At 43.1% G+C, this 25,119-nt stretch carries 19 protein-coding genes and 1 riboswitch; of the genes, 9 read left to right on the forward strand and 10 right to left on the reverse strand.

Annotated features, from left to right (window positions below; all coding sequences use genetic code 11):
* The first annotated feature begins 33 nt into the window (after nucleotides 1-33).
* The 3 genes from IPM95_15620 (at nucleotide 34) to IPM95_15630 (ending at nucleotide 3,680) form a co-directional block, all read left to right on the forward strand.
* Complete coding sequence (locus tag IPM95_15620) at nucleotides 34-1,029, forward strand: inorganic phosphate transporter (GenBank protein ID MBK9330685.1); 996 nt, start codon at nucleotides 34-36, stop codon at nucleotides 1,027-1,029.
* A gap of 3 nt (nucleotides 1,030-1,032) precedes the next feature.
* Nucleotides 1,033-1,659, forward strand: a complete 627-nt coding sequence (locus IPM95_15625) for a DUF47 family protein (protein ID MBK9330686.1) — start codon at nucleotides 1,033-1,035, stop codon at nucleotides 1,657-1,659.
* Nucleotides 1,660-1,775: 116 nt separating this feature from the next.
* On the forward strand, nucleotides 1,776-3,680 hold the full coding sequence (locus tag IPM95_15630) for a KUP/HAK/KT family potassium transporter (GenBank protein ID MBK9330687.1): 1,905 nt from the start codon (nucleotides 1,776-1,778) through the stop codon (nucleotides 3,678-3,680).
* Between the two features lie 5 nt (nucleotides 3,681-3,685).
* Here IPM95_15630 and IPM95_15635 read toward each other — a convergent pair whose 3' ends face one another.
* Together IPM95_15635 and metF are read right to left on the reverse strand one after the other, a co-directional pair.
* Nucleotides 3,686-4,738, reverse strand: coding sequence for a PA0069 family radical SAM protein (locus tag IPM95_15635; GenBank protein MBK9330688.1), 1,053 nt, complete (start codon nucleotides 4,736-4,738; stop codon nucleotides 3,686-3,688).
* A gap of 107 nt (nucleotides 4,739-4,845) precedes the next feature.
* The gene (gene metF / locus IPM95_15640; protein ID MBK9330689.1) at nucleotides 4,846-5,802 is read right to left on the reverse strand and encodes a methylenetetrahydrofolate reductase [NAD(P)H]; all 957 of its coding nucleotides are present in this window, start codon (nucleotides 5,800-5,802) and stop codon (nucleotides 4,846-4,848) included.
* Nucleotides 5,803-5,911: 109 nt separating this feature from the next.
* Nucleotides 5,912-6,027, forward strand: a riboswitch (SAM riboswitch).
* Between the two features lie 71 nt (nucleotides 6,028-6,098).
* Here metF and IPM95_15645 point away from each other — a divergent pair.
* Nucleotides 6,099-7,115, forward strand: a complete 1,017-nt coding sequence (locus tag IPM95_15645; GenBank protein MBK9330690.1) for a homocysteine S-methyltransferase family protein — start codon at nucleotides 6,099-6,101, stop codon at nucleotides 7,113-7,115.
* Between the two features lie 162 nt (nucleotides 7,116-7,277).
* Nucleotides 7,278-9,992, forward strand: coding sequence for a methionine synthase (metH, locus tag IPM95_15650; GenBank protein MBK9330691.1), 2,715 nt, complete (start codon nucleotides 7,278-7,280; stop codon nucleotides 9,990-9,992).
* A gap of 954 nt (nucleotides 9,993-10,946) precedes the next feature.
* Here the strand turns inward: metH and IPM95_15655 are convergent.
* Nucleotides 10,947-11,246, reverse strand: coding sequence for a HigA family addiction module antidote protein (locus IPM95_15655; GenBank protein ID MBK9330692.1), 300 nt, complete (start codon nucleotides 11,244-11,246; stop codon nucleotides 10,947-10,949).
* 12 nt (nucleotides 11,247-11,258) lie between these two features.
* Entirely contained in the window at nucleotides 11,259-11,540 is a 282-nt protein-coding gene (locus tag IPM95_15660) for a type II toxin-antitoxin system RelE/ParE family toxin (protein ID MBK9330693.1), read from the reverse strand.
* A 326-nt stretch (nucleotides 11,541-11,866) separates the two neighbouring features.
* Between IPM95_15660 and IPM95_15665 the strand changes: the two genes are divergently transcribed.
* Nucleotides 11,867-13,153 (forward strand): acetyl-CoA hydrolase/transferase family protein, encoded by a 1,287-nt coding sequence (locus IPM95_15665; GenBank protein ID MBK9330694.1) that lies wholly within the window; start codon nucleotides 11,867-11,869, stop codon nucleotides 13,151-13,153.
* A 122-nt stretch (nucleotides 13,154-13,275) separates the two neighbouring features.
* Here IPM95_15665 and IPM95_15670 read toward each other — a convergent pair whose 3' ends face one another.
* The gene (locus IPM95_15670; protein ID MBK9330695.1) at nucleotides 13,276-14,745 is read right to left on the reverse strand and encodes a S8/S53 family peptidase; all 1,470 of its coding nucleotides are present in this window, start codon (nucleotides 14,743-14,745) and stop codon (nucleotides 13,276-13,278) included.
* 377 nt (nucleotides 14,746-15,122) lie between these two features.
* Between IPM95_15670 and IPM95_15675 the strand changes: the two genes are divergently transcribed.
* Nucleotides 15,123-16,205 (forward strand): hypothetical protein, encoded by a 1,083-nt coding sequence (locus IPM95_15675; protein MBK9330696.1) that lies wholly within the window; start codon nucleotides 15,123-15,125, stop codon nucleotides 16,203-16,205.
* A 144-nt stretch (nucleotides 16,206-16,349) separates the two neighbouring features.
* Here the strand turns inward: IPM95_15675 and IPM95_15680 are convergent, their stop codons facing one another.
* Nucleotides 16,350-17,624 (reverse strand): beta-lactamase family protein, encoded by a 1,275-nt coding sequence (locus IPM95_15680; protein ID MBK9330697.1) that lies wholly within the window; start codon nucleotides 17,622-17,624, stop codon nucleotides 16,350-16,352.
* Between the two features lie 168 nt (nucleotides 17,625-17,792).
* Here IPM95_15680 and IPM95_15685 point away from each other — a divergent pair, with 168 nt between their 5' ends.
* The gene (locus IPM95_15685) at nucleotides 17,793-18,293 is read left to right on the forward strand and encodes a DinB family protein (protein ID MBK9330698.1); all 501 of its coding nucleotides are present in this window, start codon (nucleotides 17,793-17,795) and stop codon (nucleotides 18,291-18,293) included.
* A 6-nt stretch (nucleotides 18,294-18,299) separates the two neighbouring features.
* Here IPM95_15685 and IPM95_15690 read toward each other — a convergent pair whose 3' ends face one another.
* The 4 genes from IPM95_15690 to IPM95_15705 form a co-directional block, all read right to left on the reverse strand.
* Nucleotides 18,300-18,524, reverse strand: a complete 225-nt coding sequence (locus IPM95_15690) for a ferredoxin (GenBank protein MBK9330699.1) — start codon at nucleotides 18,522-18,524, stop codon at nucleotides 18,300-18,302.
* A complete protein-coding gene (locus tag IPM95_15695; protein MBK9330700.1) occupies nucleotides 18,521-19,777 on the reverse strand; it encodes a U32 family peptidase in 1,257 nt (418 codons plus the stop codon). Before IPM95_15695 ends, IPM95_15690 begins: the two co-directional genes overlap by 4 nt.
* A gap of 93 nt (nucleotides 19,778-19,870) precedes the next feature.
* Nucleotides 19,871-20,971, reverse strand: coding sequence for a hypothetical protein (locus IPM95_15700; protein ID MBK9330701.1), 1,101 nt, complete (start codon nucleotides 20,969-20,971; stop codon nucleotides 19,871-19,873).
* 47 nt (nucleotides 20,972-21,018) lie between these two features.
* Nucleotides 21,019-24,393: a methylmalonyl-CoA mutase family protein gene (locus IPM95_15705; GenBank protein ID MBK9330702.1), complete on the reverse strand. Its 3,375-nt coding sequence runs from the start codon at nucleotides 24,391-24,393 to the stop codon at nucleotides 21,019-21,021.
* 97 nt (nucleotides 24,394-24,490) lie between these two features.
* Between IPM95_15705 and IPM95_15710 the strand changes: the two genes are divergently transcribed.
* Nucleotides 24,491-25,075 (forward strand): hypothetical protein, encoded by a 585-nt coding sequence (locus IPM95_15710; GenBank protein ID MBK9330703.1) that lies wholly within the window; start codon nucleotides 24,491-24,493, stop codon nucleotides 25,073-25,075.
* Nucleotides 25,076-25,119: the final 44 nt, after the last annotated feature.

Below are 25,119 nucleotides of genomic sequence, written 5' to 3' on the forward strand. Positions count from 1 at the left end.
CTAATTTGCTTATTTTTATAAGATAAAATTCTCATGACTCCTGAAGCCTGGCTGATTGCATTAATCGTTATTTCACTTTCTTTTGATTTCCTGAATGGATTTCATGACAGTGCCAATGTCGTTGCCACGATAATCTCTTCGCGTGCCATGTCCGGCAAGGCGGCGCTGATGCTGGCTGCCGTTGCAAATCTGATAGGTCCTTTCCTGTTCGGGGTGGCTGTAGCACATACGGTCGGAGATGAAGTGGCGGTTTCCAAACATATAACGATAACCGTCGTCGTAGCAGCACTGCTCAGTGCAAGCGTCTGGAATCTGGCCACCTGGTATTTTGGTATTCCGGCAAGTTCTTCGCACGGACTGATAGGCGGTATTATCGGGGCGGTGATAGCAGGTTCGGGTCCAGCCGCCATAAAGATGGCTGGTGTTTGGAAAATAATTATCGCATTACTCATTTCTCCCGTTATCGGCTTTACAGCAGGATGGCTGATTATGCTCATCACCCGGAAAATATTAAAAGATGCCTCTCCGAAAGCGGATACGGCATTGAAGTATGCACAGATTCCCACCGCAATCGCCTTGGCGCTGAGCCACGGCACCAACGATGCACAAAAGACAATGGGTGTCATCACGATGGGATTGGTTGTATTGGGATTCCAGGAAGAGTTCGTGGTACACTGGTGGGTAATATTGATTAGCGCCGTGGCCATTGGTCTGGGTACTGCCTTAGGCGGCTGGCGTATTATTCACACGTTAGGCGGAAAATTTTACCGCATTCGTCCGATTCACAGTTTTACGTCGCAGCTTTCCTCCGCACTGGTTATCCTGACTTCCTCTTTTTTAGGCGGACCGGTCAGCACCACACAGGTAGTGAGTATGTCCATCATGGGCGCCGGTGCCGGTGACAGGGTTTCCAAAGTCCGATGGACGGTATTAAAAGATATTCTTTTAGCCTGGGTGCTGACCGTGCCGATTACAGCTCTGCTTTCCGCAGTCTTATATTTTATTGTTCACTTTATTTCTAAAGTTTAACCGATGGGACTTTTTGGTACAAAAGATGAAAAAGATGACAAGTTTATCCTGCAGCTGATTGAACAGTCACAGAAAACACATTCCACCATTGTTTTTTTAGAACACTCCTTAGATGATGACAATGCCTCCAAGATAGAACACATTAAAAATATTATCGGAGAGATTGAAGAGATACGCAGAGTGCTGATTGATGACCTGCACAATACGTTTATCACACCGATTGACCGGGAAGATATTTATAACATCTCCAATGCGCTGGCAGGAATGGTAGACTACTCGCTGACTACGGTCGAAGAGATGCACATCTTAAAAGTGGTGCCGGATGAGTACATCCGCAAGATGATAACGCTGGTGCGCAGACAAACGGAAGAACTATTGGCCGCCATGGAACGATTAAGCAAGAATCCCAGAGTAGCGGGTGAACACACCTTTGTGGTAAAGACGCTGGAAAAGGAAGTGGAGCATTTATACAGGAAAGCGGTAAGAGATCTGTTTAACACCCCGATAGACCTTAATACGTTGGGACATCTTTTTTTTAAACGTGAAGTTTACCGCCATATTTCCAATATGTCTGACAGGGCGGAGGCCGCTGCCAATGTATTTGGTATGGTAGTCATGAAGTTGTCTTAGATATTCCGGTCCTTTTTGTTATATTAGAATCGCTCAACCTAATTTATACCTGCAGAATCTTGACAGAATCAGGTAACATAAGAAATAAACTCAGCCCTCATGGAATCCTGATTACCATGGGTATCATCTTTGGTGATATCGGTACTTCCCCGCTTTATGTTATGAAAGCCATTATCGGCAACAATACCATCAGTAAGGAGCTGATTATGGGTGGCGCTTCCTGTATATTCTGGACATTGCTGATTATTACAACGTTCAAATATGTGTACCTCGCCCTAAAGGCGGATAATCAGGGTGAAGGCGGAATATTCGCGTTATACGGAATGGTTAAACACCATCCCGCCAAGTGGCCGTTGATTGCAGCACTGATTGGCTGTTCCACACTGATCGCAGATGGTTTCATCACGCCCCCCATTTCCATCTCTTCAGCGGTAGAAGGTTTGGACATTTTGTATCCACATCTACCAACGATTCCTATTGTATTGACGATCTTATTGTTGTTGTTTGTTTTTCAGCAATTCGGCACAAGCGCCATCGGCAAAACATTCGGCCCCATTATGCTTCTGTGGTTTTCTGCTATTGGCACATTGGGTATGCTGCAAATACTGAAAAATCCGGAAATATTAAATGTCTGGAATCCATACTATGCTGTACACTTGTTGACAAACTATCCCGGCGGATTTTGGATTCTGGGCGCTGTCTTCTTATGTACTACGGGAGCAGAAGCCTTATATGCTGATCTGGGACATTGCGGTAAAAGAAACATACAGGCAAGCTGGATATTTGTATTATCCTGCCTAATCTTAAATTATCTCGGACAATCCGCCTGGTGTTTGCAACACGAAGGAGAGATACTTACTATCGGAAGCCCCTTCTATGCCATCGTGCCGAAACATTTATTGACCTACTTTATCATCCTTGCCACCATAGCGACCATCATAGCCAGTCAGGCTCTGATCAGCGGGTGCTTTACACTGGTCAGCGAGGCCATTAAACAACGTCTGTGGGTCAATTTACGGGTAGATTATCCCGCAGAATCCAAAGGACAGATTTATATTCCGGCTATCAACTGGCTGCTCTTTACAGGGTGCATTATTATCATAATTTTATTCAGAGAATCCAGCAATATGGAAGCCGCCTATGGCCTTACCATCACCATCGATATGATTATGACCACCGGATTGCTGATGTTGTTTTTCCGAATAGAAAAGAAACCGCTTATCCTAATTGCTGTCTTAGGGTTAACTTTTTTTTCGATAGAATTTATTTTCCTGCTGTCCAATATGCGTAAGTTTTTTTATGGTGGCTGGTTCACCTTCTTTATCGCTTCCATCTCTTTCATGTTGCTGTTTTTCCTGCATCGTGCCCGTTCTATCCGGGATGGGTACAATCAGTTGGTGAATCTCGATGATTTTATTCCCATGTTTAATGCCATCATAGAAGACAAAAGCATTCCTAAGGAAGCGACGAATCTGGTATTCATGTCACGAAAGTCAAAAAGAACGGCACAGGTGGATTCCAATATCATTTATTCCATATTTCAGCGAAACCCGAAAAGAGCCGATGTGTACTGGTTCATACACGTTGATATTTTAGACTATCCGAATGAGCATGACAAGAATTATTATGTAAAGACCATCATACCCGGAAAGGTTTTCTTTGTCCGGCTGGAATTTGGGTTCAAAGTAAAACATAAGGTGAACAGGCTCTTCCATAAGGTCGTGGAAGAGATGATTCTAAGCGGAGAAGTGGATGAATTAAGCCGTTATCCTTCGATGAGGGAAAATAATATTCCGGCTGATTTCAAATTTGTATTCGTGAAACCCATACTTTCCGAAGATAATGACCTGAAACCCAGAACCAGGCTGGTGATGAATGTGTATGAATTCCTGACCAATATGAGTTATCCTCCATATAAGGATTTCGGTCTGGACACCTCTTATATTGAAATCGAAGCAACGCCGTTAAATTTTCATTTAACCAATAAACTTACGTTACAACGAAAGGAAAGGCTGGAATAGCCTTTCTAAAACAGGGAAATCTGGCCATTTACTTTCGGGTCAAATAAATCACATCTTAACTCCGGAATCGTTCTTCCTTTAAAAAATTTATTTCTAGCCATTTCAACTTGTTGTTTAATGGAATGCGCAATAACGCCTTCTCCGCGCATACGTCTTCCGGATTGAGCATCCTGGATCTGTCCGCCGTGCACGGCTTTTGTCTGATTCAGTACCTTCTCTTTCCTTAACGGAAATGCTTTCTCCAGCCAGTCCGTAAATACCTGTTCCACCTCTCCCGGCAAACGCAGAACATTATATCCAATACCGAGAGCAGCGGCAGCTGCCGCTGCTTTTGCTTTTGCAATTTTCATAATTTCAATATCCGTCAAACCCGGAACGACCGGAGCAATATTGACCATGACTGGAATTCCGGCTTTGGCAAAAACCTCCACGGTATCCAATCTCTTTCCGGCAGATGCCGTCCGCGGCTCCATCATGCGGCGAATCTCTTCATTCAACGTGGTAATGCTGATGATGACATGCACCAATTGCAGCGTCGCCATCTCCTGTATTATATCTATATCCCGCTGTATAAGGCTGTTCTTGGTGATGATACCGACGGGATGTTTGTGATCCAGCAATATTTGCAACAATTGTCTCGTTATTTCCAGTTTGCGTTCTACAGGCTGATAGCAATCGGTATTACCGGAAAGCATAATAGGACTCGATCTCCAGGATCTTCTGGAAAGCGTCTTGCGCAATAAATCCGGTGCGTTTTTCTTTACCAGAATAACGCGCTCAAAATCGAGTCCGGCGTTGTAGCCCCAATACGGATGTGTATTCCGGGCATAACAGTAAGTGCAGCCATGCTCACAACCCTCATAGGGATTCATCGAATAATCCAACGGAACATCCTTGCTCTTTACCGGATTGACAATCGTTTTTGGAAAAACCTCCAAATATTTGGTTAAAACGTTGGTTGCACCTTCCTCTTCCACATACTCCATTTCATCGTAATTCAGGGACGAATAACGATTCGTCAGGTTGCTTTGCGCGCCCCGGCCATTTTGAAAATGAATATTCACAGTGAATTTAAGGTAAGGATAGAATTTGAGTTTTGAGATGTGGGGCCTGAGAATTAACACAAGAAATTCTCAACATCTCCTAACTAATTTCTCAAATCTAACTAAACCAACTCCTTACATATTGCAGAAATAGTCTTCACATCTCCCATCGTATAATAATGCAGGCATGGCACCCCAAATTTGACCAGTTCTTTGCTCTGCTCAATGCACCATTCAATTCCAATCTGTTTTACCTCCGCATCCTCTTTACACTTTTTAGCCTCCTTGACCAATGCTTCCGGCATATTGATAAAGAAAGCCGCCGGGATGCTGTTCAACTGACCCATCTTGGTAATCGGTTTGATACCCGGAATGATGGGAACATGAATGCCCATTTCCTGGCAATCCTCTACAAATTTGAAATAAGCCTTATTGTCAAAAAACATTTGCGTAACGATATAATCAGCACCGGCGTCTATTTTCTGTTTGAGGTACAGCAAATCCTGTTCGTAGTTCGCCGCTTCAAAATGTTTTTCAGGATAACCCGCCACGCCTATGCAAAAATCCGTCTTTACCGGATTGATTAAGTCATTGTCCAGATACCTGCCGGCATTCATATTGGCAATCTGTTCCACCAAATCCAGCGCAAAGGCGTGCCCGTCGGGCTCCGGTACGAATTTTTTCTCCAGCTTACGGGCATCTCCCCGAAGTGCCAGGATATTCTGAATGCCTAAGAAACCTAAATCTATCAGCGCGTTTTCCGTTTCTTCCTTGCTGAACCCACCGCACAGAAAATGAGGTACCGCTTCCACATTGTACCGGTATTTGATAGCCGCACAGATGCCTACCGTTCCCGGACGTTTTCGTACAGCTATTTTTTCAAAATAACCGCTTGGCGTCTGTTTATACTCAAATTCCTCTCTGTGATAAGTCACATCAATAAAGGGAGGCTGGAATTCCATCAGAGGGTCCAGTATCTTGGTGATGGAATCGATGCTTTTTCCTTTCAACGGAGGCAGTATCTCAAATGAAACGAGTGTTTTATCCTTATTTTGCGCTAAAATGTCGGTTACCTTCATGAATGCTTTTTGTGAAAATGAACTGCAAACTTACGAATTCGAAAAATTAATTTTTAGTATAATACAAAAATTCGTACTTTTGGACTCTAATATTTGTTCTTTACATACCAACTTATTTTGAAAGGTGGAGGGAGTAGGCCCTGAGAAACCTTAGCAACCCTAGACATCTGATGTTTGGAAGGTGCTAAATCCTATCCGGACTACCTTGTCTGGAAAAGATAAGATGAGTTCAGCCCTCTCAAAATATAGTTGTCCGTTCAGAATGTATCTTTCACACAGAAAAAGTGACTCGGATTATGAATGAATTACTATCTAAAATCGCGCAGGAACGCATCCTTATCCTGGATGGCGCCATGGGCACCATGATACAGCGCTACAACCTGGAAGAAGAAGACTATAGGGGCGAGCACTTTAAAAATCACCCCTACCCGCTGAAAGGCAATAACGATTTACTATCCATCACACGGCCGGACATCATCAAGGCCATTCATCGCCAGTATTTTGAAGCCGGCGCCGATATCGTGGAAACCAATACCTTCAGCGGCACCACCATTGCACAGGCTGACTATCACCTGGAAGATGCGGTATATGGTATCAATTTCCAGAGCGCTAAAATTGCCCGGGAAGTGGCTGATGAGATGACCGCCAAAGAGCCGGACAAACCACGTTTCGTGGCAGGTGCCATGGGGCCAACCAACCGGACCTGTTCCATCTCGCCGGATGTGAACGACCCGGGATATCGCGCCGTGACATTTGATGAACTGGTAAAGGCCTATTACGAACAGGCAAAAGCGTTAATCGAAGGTGGAGTAGATATTTTATTGATTGAAACCATCTTTGACACGTTAAATGCAAAAGCGGCGCTATTTGCCGTTCAGACACTCTTCGAAGACCTGGACAAAGAATATCCCGTCATGATTTCGGGTACCATCACCGACGCCAGCGGAAGAACCCTGAGCGGACAAACGACGGAAGCCTTTTTAATTTCCCTGTCACATGTACCCTTGTTTTCCATTGGATTAAATTGTGCATTAGGTGCCAGGGAACTGCGGCCATATCTGCAGATATTATCCAAAGAAGCCCCATTCCTGGTGAGCGCCTATCCGAATGCCGGGCTGCCGAATGAATTCGGTGCGTATGATGAAACACCGGATATCATGGGACAGCAAATCCGCGAATTCCTGGAACTGGGACTCATCAATATCTTAGGCGGATGCTGCGGCACCACACCGGATCATATCAAACGTATTGCAGAGATAGCAAGTGAATATAAACCGAGATTAGTAAATAGTTTACAAGAGATAGAAAATTAAATCATGAAAAACACCTCCCTTAATCTCCTGGTAGGAGGGAAATTCGGACAGTAATAAACCAATCCGTAATTACATTGTATCACAGCAATTACGAAAAGACAGCACTGTCGGAATTCCCCTCTTGAGGGGGGATTAAGGGTGTGTGATAACAATAAATGTAAAATGTCAGAAAATAACCTACTTAAATTATCCGGACTCGAACCTTTAATCGTTTCCAAAGCATCCAATTTTGTCAATATCGGCGAACGTACCAACGTAACCGGCTCCAAGGTGTTTTTAAAAATGATCAAGGAAGAGCGTTTTGAAGACGCCCTTTCAGTAGCGATGGATCAGGTACGCGGCGGCGCACAGGTATTGGATGTGAATATGGATGAGGGCATGATTGATGGCGAAAAAGCCATGGTGAAATTCCTCAACCTGATTGCCTCCGAACCGGAAATTTCCCGTATTCCGATTATGATAGACTCTTCCAAATGGGAAATCATAGAAGCCGGATTGAAATGCATACAGGGAAAAGGCATCGTCAATTCCATCAGCTTAAAAGGCGGAGAAGAAGAATTTATCCGCCAGGCGAAATTGATCAGGAAATATGGCGCCGCTACGGTGGTCATGGCTTTTGACGAGCAGGGACAGGCCGACAGCTACGAACGCAGGATAGAAATCTGCCAGCGCAGTTATGACATCTTGGTCAACAACGTACAATTCAATCCGAACGATATCATCTTCGACCCGAATATTTTTCCGGTGGCGACAGGAATGGAAGAACACCGCAACAATGCGCTGGACTTCTTCCGGGCGACGAAGTGGATACGCACCCATCTGAAAGGGGCACACGTCAGCGGCGGAGTCAGCAACGTCTCTTTCTCTTTCCGGGGAAACAATATTGTACGCGAGGCCATGCACTCTGCTTTCCTGTATCACGCCATTCAGGAAGGCATGGATATGGGCATCGTCAATCCGACAATGATAGAAGTCTACGACAATGTGGAGAAAGGATTATTAGAGCGTGTGGAAGATGTCTTATTAAACCGGAGAGACGACTCTACTGAACGACTACTGGAATACGCAGAAACCGTAAAAGGCAGCGCAAAGAAAAGAGAAGAAGACCTGGCATGGAGAAACCAATCCGTTCAGGAGCGCCTGAAACACGCCTTGGTCAAGGGTATCGTTGACTTCATTGATGAAGATACGGAAGAATGCCGGCAGCAGTATGACAAACCACTGAGCGTCATTGAAGGCCCGCTGATGGACGGTATGAATGTAGTAGGTGATTTATTCGGAGCCGGCAAAATGTTCCTGCCACAGGTGGTGAAAAGTGCACGGGTGATGAAGAAATCCGTGGCTTATCTCCTGCCATTTATCGAGGCTTCCAAACAAGCAGGGGAAAGCAACAAACAGGGCAAAATCTTATTAGCCACCGTTAAGGGCGACGTTCACGACATCGGAAAAAATATTGTGGGCGTGGTGTTGGCCTGTAATAATTTTGAAATCGTAGACCTGGGCGTGATGGTGCCTTGTGACAAGATACTGGATGCTGCCGAGAAAGAACAGGCAGACATCATCGGATTAAGCGGACTGATTACTCCTTCGCTCGATGAGATGGTATTTGTGGCGAAAGAAATGAAACGCCGCGGCATGAAACAGCCTTTGCTGATTGGCGGAGCCACCACTTCCAAAATCCATACAGCCGTTAAGATCGAACCCAATTACGACCAGCCTACCATACACGTACTGGATGCTTCCCGCAGTGTACCGGTAGCAAGTTCCTTGTTAAACAAAGACAACAGAGATAAATTTATCACCGATATTAAATCGGAATACGAGATGATGCGCGAAAGGCATCAGGGCAAGCAAATCATCAAAGATTATATTTCACTGGAAGAGGCCCGCAAAAACAAATTGCAGTTAGACTGGGAACACTACAACCCGCCGAAACCCAGTTTCCTGGGCACCCGGGTTTTTGAAGAGTACGATTTGTCGGAAATACGGCCGTATATTGACTGGACACCCTTTTTCTCCACCTGGGAATTGCACGGAAAGTATCCGAATATCTTAGAAGATAAGATTGTGGGCGTGGAAGCGAAAAAATTGTTCCATGACGCCAATGCCTTACTCGATAAAATCATTGCGGAAAAATGGCTGACGGCAAAAGCGGTCATCGGGTTTTTTGAAGCCAACAGCGATACAGATGATATTATCATTACTGCTTCCGAAAATAACGAGCAGGAACCGGTTTCCCCTCTTGAGAGGGGATTAAGGGGTGTGTCTCTGCACCACCTGCGCCAGCAAAACAAGAAAGGGGAAGGACTTCCGAACTACTGCCTGAGCGATTTTGTGGCTCCGAAAGAAAGCGGCAAACAGGATTACATCGGCGGCTTTGCCGTGACCACCGGGATTGGCATTGAAAAATGGCTGAAACATTTTGAAGAACAGCACGATGACTACAACAAGATCATGCTGGCGGCATTGGCGGACCGATTGGCAGAAGCTTTTGCCGAACGCATGCACGAGCGGGTGCGCAGGGAATGGTGGGGATATGCCCTGCATGAACAGTTGGGCAACGACGAGCTGATCAAGGAAAAATACGAAGGTATCCGGCCGGCGCCGGGCTATCCGGCCTGCCCTGACCATACCGAAAAACCAATACTGTTCAAATTACTGGATGCTGAAAAGAATGCAGGCATTATCTTAACGGAAAGCAATGCGATGTATCCGGCATCGAGCGTAAGCGGCTGGTATTTCTCCCATCCCGACAGTAAGTATTTCGGCATAGGTAAGATAGCCAAAGACCAGGTGGAAGATTATGCGAAACGAAAAAACATGAAAACAGAAGAAATCGAACGATGGCTGCAGAGTGTGCTGAATTATGATGTGTAGGAGTGGCTTGATAGCTTTTTAGACGATAATGCATAGTATATTCTTTTCCTTGCAGAGTCTCCTGAAAGGGACACTTACATCTGACTAATTGTATTTAGTGTAGATTGCTTAATTCCTGAAATAATCTGATCTACTCTTACAGAATCATTTCCTCTGCTGATACTGATTGGAATCCCTGTTGTATTGTTGGCAGCCAAAGGCACCGCAGTTAATTTAAAAAAGCTGCCCGGCCTGTTATTTTAACAGGCAACGTAATATCAACTACAATTCCAAAACCAGATAACTCCGTTGTGTTAAATCGCGTTAACCCTACGCTTATTTTCCCGGAAGCAGCACCGCTTAAATCTTCAATTTTAGTGTAATTGGCACCCAATATATTGGCTGAATTCAAGTAAAAAACAACCGTTTAATCATTTATTTTGCCATTCACAAATATAAGGCTGAGTAAATGAATGTTTATTCCAATTTTTAAATTACCTTTAGAATATAAGCAGTATAAAAAATATTGAAATCTTTAATATTTATACTAAATTAAATTTTACTCTACACTTTTAGAGATGCCGAATTGAGCATATTAATGCGTTTATTACCTGAACTCAGCCTTATTAAATATAGCATAAAAAATTAGAATTCAATAATATATTGATGAATATTTCATATTTATCAACAAAAACGCAGTCTTATTGACCGACCATATATACCCGTAGTTAGTTGGTTGGAAACCAACGACGGCGAAGATAGTCCATGGTATCATTCTTTTCCCAGCAGAGATTCTGTAAGGAACTCTGCAAAAACAAACCGAATACTGTATATCTGATATTTACGGATTGTAACTAACATCTTCGGGCTTGGCGAAATGGCGTTTCGCCAAGTCGCAAGAATAAGTTTAGCGAAAAGATTCCAATATATTATTGTTTAAGCTAAGGAAAATACAGCTATTACGGCAAGGCGATGCTAGGCGGCGTTACTTTCATATTGTTTTATCGCATTCAACTCGGATTTCTTTTCATTACTTTCTTCTTCAATATCAAAATCATCCTGAAGACCTAGCCAGAATTTTGCAGAATTTCCAAAATATCTTGAAAGCCTTAGCGCTGTATCTGCAGTAATACGTCTGTTTCCTTTTACAATTTCTGAAACGCGTGTTTGAGGTATTCCGATATCTTTAGAAAGCCTATAGGCAGTAATCCCCAACGGACCAAGAAATTCTTCTTGAAGAACTTCGCCCGGATGTATGTTTTTTAATTTTCTCACAAGTTGTTTATTTTAATGATAATCTATTATTTGAACTTGATCAGCGTTATTTTCAGCCCACATAAAAATAATCCTCCATTGATTGTTTATTCTGATAGAATAGAAATTTTTCAGATTTCCTTTTAACTTTTCTAGTCTATTGGATGGAGGAATTAGCAAATCATTAAGGTGTTGAGAGTTATTTAGCATTCTTAATTTTCTACGTGCTATTTCCTGAATTTCGGCAGATAAACTTTTAATCCTTTCTCCTTCCCAAATTTTTCTAGTGTCTTTGTCTCCGAAAGACCGAATCATACTATAATTTTACGTTACTAACGTCAAAGATAAGTATCTTCAATGAAATTCACAAATTATCTTGTAATTTCAATTGTCTGCCAAAGAATGTCGCCTAACTCGTATGTAGGGGAAGTTTTTCATATTTATCCTTTCCTGTTGTTTCATATCTTTCGCCTCTTTGTGCTTTTCCCTTCAGCGTCTCGCGCAGAGGACTATGCCTAAACGGAAGCACATACCAAAAACAACGCAGATTCCTTCCCAAAAGACTCTGCGCATAACAGAAACAACAATCCGGTGAATTCATCTTCCAAAATCCATCCCGATTTCTTAGTTTTACAACCCGCATGTATGAACAAATCTCCTACCAGTCTGCCGAAGAAGCCCTTTCCGTCCTAAAAAGCGGTGACCGTGTTTATATTCACGGCAGTGCCATGACGCCCACCTTTCTGCTGCAGGCACTGGCGAAAGAAGCACCCCGGTTGCGCAACGTGGAACTTACCTTCATATCCGTTCACGGGGATATCGTGGTGGACCGCCCGGAATATGAAGATAACTTTCACATCAACTGTCTGTTCGTAAGCGACAGTGTGCGCAAAGCGATTCAGGAGGGCCGCGCGGATTTTATTCCGGTCTTCCTGAGCGATATTCCGGACCTGTTTAAAAACGGGCAACTGCCGCTGGATGTCGCCATCATACAGGTATCACCCCCCGACAAGCACGGCTATTGCTCCCTGGGTATCAGCGTGGACATCGCCCGCGCCGCTGTGAGTACCGCCAGGCATATCATTGCGCAGGTCAACCCGGGGGTACCGCGCACACACGGCGACAGCATGATACACACCGACCGGATTCACGCATTCGTATATGCCGAGGACGCGCTGCACGAAGTGGACTACAGCACCAAGATGGGCGATGAAGAACTGCAGATCGGAAAATATATTGCGGAATTGATTGATGACGGCAGCACCCTGCAAACGGGTATCGGCACCATACCGGATGCGGTGCTGAAATCCCTGTACAACCATAAAAACCTGGGTATCCACACGGAAATGTGCAGCGACGGCATCATTGATTTATTTGAAAAGGACATCATCAACAACTCCCGGAAAGTGATACATCCGTATAAGACGGTTACGGGATTTGCCGTTGGCACCAGACGGCTGTACGACTATGTCGATGACAATCCCGCCTTTGCCTTTCTTGATATCGACTTTGTCAACGATCCGCATATCATCCGCAAAAACCCGAAAGTGGTGGCCATCAACAGCGCCATCGAAGTGGACATCACAGGCCAGGTATGTGCCGACAGTATCGGTACCCGCCTGTTCAGCGGCATCGGCGGACAGATGGATTTCATTCGCGGCGCGGCGCTGAGCCAGGGAGGCAAACCCATCATTGCATTAACAGCCAGAACTAAAAAAGGTGCGCCTCGTATCGTTCCGTATTTAAAACAGGGTGCCGGTGTGGTGACCACGAGAGGTCATGTACATTATATCGTCACCGAATACGGTGTTGCTTATCTTTACGGAAAAAATATGCGTCAGCGTGCGAAAGCACTCATTGACATTGCTCATCCTGATGATCGCGAGATGCTGGAAAAAGCCTGTATGGAACGATTTATTACGTTCTGACTGACCATAGTTGTTACGGTTACGGATTTTTTCCGTCGCTGGCCAATTATCCTGAATTGAAACTAAAAACGTTCTTTATTTTATGACCGTTTGGTGTTGACTGCCTAAAGACGAATTTCAGTTCACAGCGTTTCGAGTGTTATTTTTGCAGCAGTTTTACAATCCACTTTGCCCCATCCAAATATTGGATGTTTTTGCGCATTATTGGTGTAAAAGTACGTGGAGGAGCAAATGAAAATATCTTTTATTTGCTTTGCAGACAAGTTAGGATTGATACTCCAAATTAGGCCAAACATGGCTGCCGTTGCTGATACCGTTTCAGAGCTGGAGGAGGAATGATCAACAACAAAATCCGTTTCTCTTCCGCTCGTTGATGTTTCTCCTAATTCAAAAACACCATTTGTGGTTCTTGTATCTTGTATTCCTGTTGTCGCAATGGTTTCGGGCATACTGGCAGGAAATACGACGCCTATTAAATCTTTAAGGATTGGCACCGGCAGAAACGTGCCGGAAGCGCTTACAAATATTTTATCTTTTGCCGTATAATACTGAATCGCTCTTTTCATCTCGTTGTTAACAAATATAGTTCCCATTGACATGCTGATAACTTTAACATCCGGGTCATCAGCCATGGCTGTAATTGCATTTATGGTACCCGAAAAATCTTGTGGAAATATAAAAAACACCCACTGCGCAGAACGCACTGTTCGGAATTTTCCTTTCGGAATAATACTGTATACGATACTGGTCTGTCTTGTACCGTGGTCAAAAAGTCCGTTGATTAACTTACTGATTCCAAACACATCATAATCTCTGGGATGAGGACCGTCCGGATTTCCATTTACAACAGGACTAAAATAGCCTTCTGTTTTGTAAGCAGGATTTCCAACTTTAACAAATGGAACAAAATCCGGAAATACACCATTGTCCAGTACTGCAACTTCAAGTCCGTCAAATTTATTTAAACTGTCATAGACAAAGTTCAGGTTGTGGTTTCTTATAACGTCTGCATCTCTGCTGCTAATGGATTCTATGTATTTATCGTAAGAAATACTGCTGGTGTCCGGATCATAATCTCCGGGATTTACATCAGTAATTCTTTGATTGGCGTAATTCTCGGATTGATAACCGGTTTTGATTTCCTGGTCACTGATAAAAAATTCTCTGTCGTATTTAAAGTTGGTAATTTCGACAAATTCAACTCTGTCAAAATTTCTGAGCACATCTATCGTTTTTTTATTCTTTATGCTGAATTTCAGTGTAGAAAGTTTGTCATTTTCTTCCAGTAGAATTTTATCCCTGTCCAATCCTTCCTGTTTTTCTGCTTCTTTAATGATTGCTTCTTTCAGCTGATTATCAGAAGATATAAAATCCGTGTTATATCCAACGGTAATACATCTGTCTTCGCAGGTTTGAAGTGCTTCAAAAATAAAATCTGTTGATTGTGCGTTCCAGTCAAAAAGCGTTTTGCTTTCAGTAATAATTTTTTTTATTTCCTGATTTATAAAATCAGCTTGCTTATGGTTGTTATTCTCTTTTTTACAGGATAAAGAGGTTAAAAGTAAAAGTACTGGATAAAAAAATTTTTTCATGTGTATGTATTTATACAATTTAATTATGCTTGATTGGTTGTTGAGAATATAGATTAGAAAACGTATAATACTATAGTACCTTTAAAAAAATATAATCCATACTAAGCCTTTTCTATAATTAGGTTTCTTGATGAAAACAAATTGCTAACAGAGCCAATGTAAACCTAAAACGTCAGGTACTGCATTTTTTTATAAATATAGAGAACCAGACTTGTTTAAAATTTGACGTACGTCAAATTTTAAGTTGTTTTATTTTTAAATTTATTCAGCAGACTAACGCTGTTGTGTATATCTGTGATTTATACCATAAGCACAAACGAAATAAACAGCAAGAAACGCAGATGCGCTGATCATACAAAAATACCTATCTTCACTTTATGTTAGACAAAGCTCGGCGAATGTTTAAAGTGGATGTGGAAAAACTGCGTACTGCTGATTCTTCACACCTGTTCTGGATGGATCTAACCATGCTGCTCGTTGTGCTGCTAAACCTGCTGTATCTGTTTTTCGGTTTTCTGTTCAAGTTTTCTTTTTTTTCCTCGTTTATACATTACATATCGCCGGGTTTTCACGACTGGTATGCCGCTTATGTGTCTGACCTGGTCTTTTATTACGATTTGATATTCGTCGGTATTTATGTTGCCGAACTTGCCTTTCGCTGGATACGCAGTATTTACCGCAAAAAATATGACCACTGGTGGTTTTATCCGTTTGTACACTGGTATGATGTCATCATGTGCATTCCCATATTACATGGTTATAATTTCTTTGCTGCCGTTCGCCTGGCCGGTCTGGTATATCGGTTACAGCGGCTCGGTGTATTTGATCTAACCAAAACCTACTTCTTTAAAAAATCCACTCAGGCATCTGAAATCATGGTGGAAGAGGTGAGTGACCGCGTTATCGCCAAGATGATTTCCATGATGCAGAATGAGGTCAACCAGGGCTCGCCCGTTTTGGAAAAAATTGTCACCAATGTGGTCAAACCCAAGGAAGATGTAATTGTCAACTACCTGAGCGGACGCATCGGTGAAGCCATGAACCTGTCATACACCCAATACCGGGGCGAACTAAAACAGTATATCGAAACCATCATCAGCCGGGCAGTGAATGAAAACAACACGGTTGATGCACTTCGGTATATTCCGGGATTGGGGAAGATTTTTCAGGAAATGCTGGACAAAGCGGTGGCGGATATCACATTCAACACCATTGATAAAATCATGAAGGATGTCATCAACCCGAACAACACCCGAGGTATCAAGGAGGTGACGCATGGCCTGATTGAAACATTCCTGGATAAGGAGCACCCTGAATCACAGGAACTCAATGCGATGATTATTGGCATCATCAACGACTCGCTGGAAGAAGTAAAACGAAGCGTTCTGGTTAAAGAATGGAAAATCAGGCAATTAGAAGAAGAAAAGAAAAAACTGGAAACTGAAATTGCAAAAAAGTAAAAAATATTTCGCCCTTAAAAGTTCACTTTGGCACGAGAATTGTTACTAATTATAAAGAAAAAGCGTTTTATTTTTTAAAGGTTAATAAAAACATTTTCATTTGGTTGGTTTAAAATAGTCCCGGACAGTGTTGCCCGGGATTTTTTATTTTGGACGGCAGTAATTCTGCGGTTCCGTATTTTCCGGCAAGCCTTCCGTGTTCAACTTCCTGACGATTTCCGAGCCTCCTTCTTCCTCTCCTATGCTTACCGCATTCTCACCGTATAGGATGTCCCAGACCTGCTGAAGTTTGTATACACTTTGATTATAATGACTGCTGAGGATGATAACGGTCGTTTTATCACTGATTTTCCGGTTAAAGACAGAATTAAAGCTGTGCCACCATCCGTTGTGGTAAATCAGGCGGGTACCGTCCGGCTGATCCTGCATACGCCAGCCAAGTCCGTAGTTTTTGTTGCCGGATTTCTCAAAGCTTTGGGGTGTAAGGGCCAACCCTAAGATTTCGGGCCGGATAAATTTTCCGGCATAGAGCGCCTGGTCCCATTTGTATAAATCACGGACCGTACTGTAGATTCCCTTATCACCGGTGACTCCGTCTGTGTAAACAATCTGGTCTTCTATCCAACGGGAGCCTTTGTACCCTTTTACGGCAGATGGCCGCGGACTCAAGGGGTCGTATAGCCAGGTATCCAGCATTCCAAGCGGCACAAAAACAGCCTGATGCATAAAATCACAGAACGGAATTCCGGAAACTTTTTCAATAATGAGCGCCAGCAAAACATAATTCGTATTGTTGTATCGGAAATGTGTATCCGGAGCGTTCAGTACTTTAGGTTTGAATTTTATCAGCTGCTTCAGCACATCCTCATTCGTCATGAATGACTTCTTGTCCTTCCAGTACACTTCCGAGAAATTAAGGTAATTGGGAAGTCCGGAGCGATGGCTCATCAGCATGCGAATGGTTATTCCCTTGTATGGAAATGCCGGAAAAAACTTCTGCAGCGTGTCATCCAGCGATATCATGTTTTGCTGTAACAACAATAATATCCCCGCAGAGGTGAACGTCTTGGACGTGGAGGCTATCTGAAAGGAAGAACGTTCCGTGAGTGGCTCTTTGGTCTGATAGTCCTTATACCCGTAATAGCGTTCAAAGATGGGTGTACCTTTATAGGATATTAGAACGGAGCCGTTGAATCCGCCATAGGTCTTTCCTTCAAAGTAGCAATCCAGCTGGTGTATCTTCTCCACCACATCTGAATCCTGTATATCCACTACTTCCTTATCATAGCTCGCATATTCGGAGGGCCTGACTTCCGGCGGCAAAAAACCCGTCGGTGTTCGCTTACTGCTGCCATGCTGACAAAACGTACAACACAGTCCTGCTATCAATAAATATATAGTAAGAATAAACTGCTTCATTTTTCTTTTTCGTCTGCACGATTCCTTTAACAACATAGTATCCAATCAGTCGCCATAAAAATACCTTTTTATATAAAGAATGTTAATCAATAGATGTTACCAAACGTTGAAAAGTATTTTGTACGGAATATGAGGGATAATCAGCTATTTTTACAAAAAAGAAAAATTATGAAAAGAAGTGAATCCCTGTTGATGGAATACGAGAAAGAATGCGCCAATACGCGTAAACTGCTGGAGGCTGTTCCCATAGACAAATTAAGCTGGAAGCCTCATGCAAAATCAATGTCTTTGGAACAACTCGCCGTACACATTGCCGATATTCCAAACTGGATGGCTGTAACGATTGAAAAAGATGTATTAGATTTTGCAAAGGAAGAATACAAACCGAAAAAAGTTTCGGCATCGGAAGATTTGCTGAAAATCCATGATGATGCGGTAGCTGCGGCATTAAAATGCTTAGGCGATGCGAGTGATGAAACACTGCTGCAGGACTGGACTATGCGCAATGGCGAGCAGGTCTATTTCACGATGCCGAAAGTGGCTGTTCTGCGTATGTTTGTGTACAACCACCTGTATCATCACCGCGGTCAATTGACCGTATATCTGCGTTTACTGGATGTGCCGGTGCCGGGCATGTATGGGCCCACGGCGGACAATCAAAGTATGTAACAGATTTTATTCAACTATCTGGATGATGTGCACCGGGCAGGCTTTTGCGGCCTGCAGGTTGCTCTCCAGTTCTTCCTCACGCACCCTGACACTCCAGAAGCCTTTCTTGTCTTTGGCTTCCAGCAATACGCTTTTGCCGTCTTTGCGGCTCATGCGCCAGCGCTGCGGAGCCAACTCCACACAGTAGTTGCACCCGATGCATTTTGCCCGTTGCTGTATAATGGTAATCAAGCGGTTGTTTCAATAGCATTCACAATCTTATACAATTTGTCGCTGGTGCGAATCGGTGCGTCTAGTTTGAACGCGCAGCTCTCGCCTTTCTTTGCCGTTTGCACCGCACCTTCTGAAGTATGCAATTCCGTGATGGTTGTTTCAATGGCCCCGGTAGTCGGACCGGTAATCAATACCGTATCTCCAATGCTTAAATCATAAGACTCCAGTGTGAATTCCGCCACCCGAATTTTATCAAAATAATTGGTGCCCTTACCGAGATAGATTTTGCGGGTGGTCGCTTTTGAACCCGGACTGTCATTCCATTCACCCAATTCCTTACCCAGATAATAGCCGCTCCAGAATCCGCGATTATAGACCCGTTGCAATCGCTCCATCCAATCAGCTATTTTTTCTTTCGTGTACATATTGTTGTAATATGCATCGATAGCCTCCCGGTAACATTCCGCGGTCGTTTTCACATAATCCGCTCCTTTTCCCCTGCCTTCGATCTTCATCACCTTCACGCCGCTTTCAATCACCTTATCCAAAAAATCGATGGTGCATAAATCCTGTGCAGACATGATATATTCATTGTCGATAGCCAGTTCATGTCCGTCTTCGTTGTCAATAACCGTATAGCTCCTTCTGCAATTCTGCACGCAGGCTCCTCGGTTGGCAGAAGCGTTGGCGGTATGCAGACTCAGGTAACATTTTCCCGATACGGCCATACACAAGGCACCGTGCACAAATATTTCTATCTCTACCGGTTTTCCGGATGGTCCGCAAATATTTTCCTTTTCTATCTGGTCGCAGATCTTTTTCACCTGGATCAGACTCAGTTCTCTCGACAAGACCATCGTATCTGCAAACAACGCATAAAATTTCACTGTTTCAATATTGGTAATGTTGACTTGTGTAGAAATATGTACCTCCATCTGAATGGAACGCGCATAAGCGATGACGGCCTGGTCGCTGGCGATGACGGCGGTAATACCGCCGGCTTTTGCCTTTTCCAGTACGGTTTTGATGGCCGTCAGGTCGTGGTCGTACACGATGGTGTTGAGTGTCAGATAACTTCGGACAGTATTTTCCCGGCAGATGGCGCCGACTCTTTCCAAATCCTCCAATGTAAAGTTCATGGTAGCACGGGCGCGCATGTTGAACTGCTCCACACCAAAATAGACGGAATCGCAGCCGGCATGTATCGCCGCCATCAGGGCTTCGTAGCTGCCGGCCGGTGCCATTAATTCAATTTTATGCTGTTTGTTCATTGCGGTGCAAAGATAACGGCAATAACATTTCTGTATTATTACTAATACATCTAATCCCGAATCTTAATAGTAGTTTAAGAAGAGGAGATGTATTTATTCAGTCACATGCATTCGTTCGCCTTTTATCAATTTATCCACCCATTCATACAAATACATTCCGGAAGAATTTCTTTCATAAAACAAATCATTGTCTGCCAGCATCGTATGCGATGTGCCATTGATAAAATAGGTGGACCAGGTGCTTTTGGGTTTCAAAATATCATCCCGAAGATGAACAATACCTGATTTAAATACATTGGCCGGCAATTGATTGCCCGGTGCACCCATACAGTTATTATAGCCAAAACTTAAAAAGAAACGGGAAACGCCATCTTCATACGAAGAAACAAAACCAAAGTTTGCATTCGGATACTTTTTACTGGAGTATTCATATACATTAGCCAGCCCTAATTCCGGTTTTCCGCAGCAATCCAACAAGCCGTAGGGGATAGGCAACCCGAAGATAAATGTAAAACCCAATTGAAGACAAATTGGAAACGCCTGCGCATCGCTAAATAGCGGTCCGGAATCGTTGATTACGGTAATTTTTGCATTGGGAAACCGTTTTATCACTTCCAGGAAATTGACATATACGCCATATCCTCCTGCACTTAATCCAAACAGCACAATTTGCTCTACTTTATTATAATCAAAATAAGGTTGAATGAAATCAACGGATTTTATAAAATTATAAGACCCAACATAACGTTGTGTATCGGGCAGGTCAAGTGCCTGTCCGGCCCTCCTGGTGCCGCTGTGTACATCGCCGGTACAATAAGGAACAAAAACAAACGAAAAATCTTTCAACGGATTTTTGGGATTGTCTGCATCAAATATTCCGCGATGCGCATACTCCGCTGACAAAGAACTCCAGTCATTTTGGTTAAACGATTTTGGATTAGGGCCACAGGTTTCCGGATTAAAACATGCGCCGCCGCCATTAATATAAATTGCCAATTTTTTTGGGTTGCCAACGCGATAACCAATGCCTGTTGGAGATCCGTCCCTGCAAATCATGCCATTGATGTCGAACCAATGAAACGATTTCGGATTATCCTCCAACTCCATGAAAGGGTGCTTAAAGCTTGTCTGTACTTCTCTGGTACAGGCAAATAACAGGAATACGGAGCAAAACGAAAAGAAATATTTTTCCATAGAATAATAATTTTATCTCTAAATCTATGATATTTATTTTTAACAAACTACATATTCCTTCTGTACTGACCGCCTACTTCAAATAATGCATTGGTGATTTGTCCGAGGCTGCAGTATTTTACAGTTTCAATTAATACATCAAATAAGTTCTTATTGTTCAATGCTGCTTGCTGTAATTGCTGCAGATACTGCTGTGCCTCTTTGCTGTTGCGTTCGTGCAGGCGTTTTAAATTATCTATCTGCAGTTGCTTTTCTTCTTCCGTGCTCCGTATCACTTCCAGCGGCAAGATAGTGGGCGAACCTTTGGAAGACAAAAATGTATTCACACCAATCAGCGGCAATTCGCCGGTATGTTTTTTCATTTCATAATACATGCTTTCTTCCTGTATCTTGCTGCGCTGATACATGGTTTCCATCGCACCCAACACACCGCCGCGCTCTGTCAATCGGTCAAACTCCGCATATACCGCCTCTTCCACCAGATCCGTCAGCTCTTCGATAATGAAAGAACCCTGCAGTGGATTTTCATTCTTTGCCAGTCCCAGTTCCTTGTTAATAATCAGTTGGATCGCCATCGCGCGTCGCACACTTTCTTCCGTAGGTGTAGTAATCGCTTCGTCATACGCATTCGTATGTAATGAATTGCAGTTGTCATAAATCGCGTACAAAGCCTGCAAGGTCGTACGAATATCGTTGAAGTCAATTTCCTGCGCGTGCAAACTTCTGCCGGATGTCTGTATATGGTATTTCAGTTTCTGGCTTCTGTCATTCCCTTTATACAGATACTTCATCGCTTTCGCCCATATTTTTCGGGCCACACGGCCGATGACCGCATATTCCGGATCAATACCGTTGCTGAAGAAGAAAGATAAGTTGGGTGCAAAATCATCAATATGCATTCCCCGCGACAAATAATATTCCACAAACGAGAACCCGTTTGCCAAGGTAAAAGCAAGCTGTGAAATAGGATTGGCCCCGGCTTCCGCGATGTGATAACCGCTGATAGAAACCGAATAGAAGTTACGCACCTTGTGCTGCACAAAATACTCCTGTACGTCGCCCATTAATTTCAGGGAAAACTCCGTCGAGAAAATACAGGTATTCTGGGCCTGGTCTTCTTTAAGAATATCCGCCTGTACCGTCCCGCGAACCTGTGATAGTGCATGCGCCTTTATTTTTTCATAGACATCTTCTGGCAGCACCTGGTCTCCTGTAACACCCAACAACAATAATCCTAAGCCATCGTTCCCTTCCGGTAAATCACCCTGATAGGATGGTCGTTTAGCCTTTTTATCTTTATAGATATTATCAATTTTGTGATTGACTTCTTCCACCAAATGATGTTCGCGAATATATTTTTCGCACTGCTGGTCAATGGCTGCATTCATAAAGAAGGCGCAGATGGTAGGTGCAGGCCCGTTAATCGTCATGGAAACCGATGTATTCGGCGAACACAGATCAAAACCGGAATACAATTTTTTGGCATCATCCAATGTACAGATGGAGACACCACTGTTTCCGATTTTTCCGTATATATCCGGCCGAAAATCGGGATTGTTTCCATACAACGTCACGCTGTCAAATGCGGTAGATAAACGCTTGGCAGGCAAGCCTAACGATACATAATGAAAGCGTTTGTTGGTGCGCTCCGGCCCGCCTTCACCGGCAAACATGCGTGTTGGGTCTTCATTCTCTCTCTTAAAAGGGAACACACCTGCGGCATAAGGAAACTCACCGGGCACATTTTCCTGTAAATTCCATTTCAGAATATCGCCCCAAGCCTCGTATTTTGGCAAAGACACCTTAGGTATCTGCTGATGCGATAACGATTCGGTATGTGTCTTTATTTTCAGTTCCTTCTCCCGCACTTTGAACACGTAATATTCCCCGGCATAACTTTGTTTCTTTTCTTTCCAGTCTTCCAGTATTTGTTGGCATTCGGGATGAAGTTTTAGTTTTAATTCTTTGTCGATAGTCGATAGTCCATTATCCATAACATATTTAACCTGTGACCATTGACCATTGACCATTGACTTTAATTTATCAAGTGCATATAACTGATTGGCAATCTCACCCTGTTCTTTTGCCCAGGTATCGTAATCGCGGTTGGTTTTGGTGATATCGGATAAATAACGGGTTCGGTTGGGGGGAATGATATAAATCTTTTCGGAACCTCCGGTACGGAGGGATAATGAACTCTTCCAATCCATGTTACATTTCGCTGTAATGATTTTAACCAGCTGTAAATATAATTCATTAGTTCCCGGATCGTTGAACTGGGCGGCGATACTGCCAAATACAGGCATGTCTTCCGGGTTTTTATCCCATAGATTTCTATTGCGCTGATATTGCTTCTTCACGTCTCGCAGGGCATCCTGTGCACCTCGTTTGTCAAATTTATTGATGGCTACGATGTCCGCAAAGTCCAGCATGTCGATTTTCTCCAACTGTGAAGCGGCGCCAAATTCAGGCGTCATCACATACATGTAGACATCGGCAATATCTACGACTTCCGTTCCGCTCTGACCGATGCCCGATGTTTCAACAATGATCAAATCATATCCTGCTGCCTTGAAAATCTGGATGGCATCTGTCACATCTTTGGAAATGGAAGCGTTGGTTTGACGGGTAGCCATGGAGCGCATAAACACCCGCTCATTGTTGATGCTGTTCATCCGGATTCTATCCCCCAGCAAGGCTCCGCCGGTCTTTCTCCTAGAAGGGTCCACTGAAATGATGGCGATGGTTTTATCCGGAAAATCCAGCATAAAACGACGCACCAGTTCATCTGTCAGCGAAGACTTGCCTGCTCCGCCGGTACCGGTAATCCCCAGAATCGGGAGAGGAGATTGGAGAGGCAGGATTTGAGATTTTAATTTTTCAAATTCTTCCGGAAAGTTTTCCGCACAGGAAATCAACTGGCCGAGTTGTTTGGGGTTCTTATTTCTTATCCCATCAATGTCAAACCCAATATCCTTTCCGGTCGGGTAATCACATTTCGCCAGCAAATCATTGATCATACCCTGCAGGCCCATCGCTCTTCCGTCGTCCGGGGAGTAGATTCTGTCAATGCCGTAGGCATGCAGCTCCTCTGTCTCCGCAGGCAGGATCGTACCTCCACCGCCGCCGAATATCTTAATATGGCCGCAATCTCTTTCGTGCAGCAAATCATACATGTATTTAAAAAATTCCAGGTGGCCGCCCTGATAGGATGTCAACGCAATGGCATTCGCATCTTCTTCTATGGCGCAATTCACAATTTCGGCCACGGAACGGTTATGCCCAAGATGGATAACCTCTGCACCGGAAGCCTGAATAATACGCCGCATGATATTGATGGCTGCATCGTGCCCGTCAAACAGGGAAGCCGCCGTAACTATGCGTATTTTGTGTTTAGGTTGATAAGGTGCTGTTGCCTGCATACAAGTGACTTGTCTGACAAATTTACGCATTTAAGAATTAACAGATTATTTTCTTTCATTTTTCTATTAGAAATTAAATGTCTATTTTTAAACTAATATGAAGAAAAGAATTGCTCGTGAGATTTTGTATCTATTAGGTTTTTCTCTTATTGTAGGATTATTTTGTATTTCTATTGTTACCTACAACAAAAAAAATAGTAATAAATTAAATAAAACGCAAGCTGAATTACAAAAAAACTACTCTTTCTTACAAGAAAAGAATATTGAATTTGTATGTTTTAATAATGGCAAATTTGATTACACCATACCAATTTATATTCTTGGTGATTTTACAACAAATAGGAGTGATTTAAAATTAATTGGGAAAATAACTGATAATATCCCTATAGTATCTTCGAGGAACGAAATAGAAGACAATGCCTCAAAAGAAGTTGACGCACTTGAATTGTTAAATCAACTTAATAAGAAATTAACTGAAAAGTTATCTGCCGAAGAAAGTGAGCAAATTAACGCATACATAGCAAATACAAAATTGTATGGAAGATACAGCAACCGGATTCTTACAGAAAATGATGTTTACTACAATATTAAAATTGTAGCATTAACTCTATTAATTGTATTATTTATTATAAGATATTTATACTATACTGTTAGCTGGTCTCTAAAAACACTAAAAGAATAAACTTTTGGGAAATAACAATTTTGGAGAATTTAAAATATTTTGTA

It is taken from the genome of Sphingobacteriales bacterium (genome assembly GCA_016719635.1).
Lineage (GTDB): Bacteria > Bacteroidota > Bacteroidia > Chitinophagales > JADIYW01 > JADJSS01.

Coding starts and splice junctions, on each gene's coding strand:
- IPM95_15620 (MBK9330685.1), top strand. CDS start 34: ATGACTCCTGAAGCCTGGCTGATTGCATTAATCGTTATTTCACTTTCT.
- IPM95_15625 (MBK9330686.1), top strand. CDS start 1,033: ATGGGACTTTTTGGTACAAAAGATGAAAAAGATGACAAGTTTATCCTG.
- IPM95_15630 (MBK9330687.1), top strand. CDS start 1,776: ATGGGTATCATCTTTGGTGATATCGGTACTTCCCCGCTTTATGTTATG.
- metF (MBK9330689.1), bottom strand. CDS start 5,802: ATGAAGGTAACCGACATTTTAGCGCAAAATAAGGATAAAACACTCGTT.
- IPM95_15645 (MBK9330690.1), top strand. CDS start 6,099: ATGAATGAATTACTATCTAAAATCGCGCAGGAACGCATCCTTATCCTG.
- metH (MBK9330691.1), top strand. CDS start 7,278: ATGTCAGAAAATAACCTACTTAAATTATCCGGACTCGAACCTTTAATC.
- IPM95_15660 (MBK9330693.1), bottom strand. CDS start 11,540: ATGATTCGGTCTTTCGGAGACAAAGACACTAGAAAAATTTGGGAAGGA.
- IPM95_15665 (MBK9330694.1), top strand. CDS start 11,867: ATGTATGAACAAATCTCCTACCAGTCTGCCGAAGAAGCCCTTTCCGTC.
- IPM95_15670 (MBK9330695.1), bottom strand. CDS start 14,745: ATGAAAAAATTTTTTTATCCAGTACTTTTACTTTTAACCTCTTTATCC.
- IPM95_15675 (MBK9330696.1), top strand. CDS start 15,123: ATGTTAGACAAAGCTCGGCGAATGTTTAAAGTGGATGTGGAAAAACTG.
- IPM95_15680 (MBK9330697.1), bottom strand. CDS start 17,624: ATGAAGCAGTTTATTCTTACTATATATTTATTGATAGCAGGACTGTGT.
- IPM95_15685 (MBK9330698.1), top strand. CDS start 17,793: ATGAAAAGAAGTGAATCCCTGTTGATGGAATACGAGAAAGAATGCGCC.
- IPM95_15695 (MBK9330700.1), bottom strand. CDS start 19,777: ATGAACAAACAGCATAAAATTGAATTAATGGCACCGGCCGGCAGCTAC.
- IPM95_15700 (MBK9330701.1), bottom strand. CDS start 20,971: ATGGAAAAATATTTCTTTTCGTTTTGCTCCGTATTCCTGTTATTTGCC.
- IPM95_15705 (MBK9330702.1), bottom strand. CDS start 24,393: ATGCAGGCAACAGCACCTTATCAACCTAAACACAAAATACGCATAGTT.
- IPM95_15710 (MBK9330703.1), top strand. CDS start 24,491: ATGAAGAAAAGAATTGCTCGTGAGATTTTGTATCTATTAGGTTTTTCT.